The following is a 257-nucleotide window of genomic DNA, read 5'->3' as shown; positions in this document are numbered from 1 at the left end:
CGATGAGGAACAGCATAATTCCGCCCGCGATGCGGAAACTGGCCAGGCTGATCCCAAGTCCACGCAGCAGCGCCTCGCCGAACAGCGCAAACACGACGAGGATCGCGGCCGCGACACCGACCGCGCGCACCGCCATCGTGCGGCGGTGGATCGGCGTCGCGCCCGCCGACAGGCCGGCATAGATCGGCGCGCAGCCGGGCGGATCGATGACGACGAAAAACGTGATCAGCGACGAGACGAACAGCTCGAGCAGGCCG

1 protein-coding gene is annotated in these 257 nt (G+C 67.7%); it reads right to left on the bottom strand.

Features of this window, described 5'->3' with window-relative positions:
* Positions 1-257 (bottom strand): MarC family protein (locus tag AC0IYH_RS32570; RefSeq protein WP_471838485.1); only part of this gene is annotated, 257 nt, incomplete at both ends.

It is taken from the genome of Pseudomonas sp. AC463 (assembly GCF_979253585.1).
This window is presented reverse-complemented; position numbering and strand designations above follow the sequence as displayed.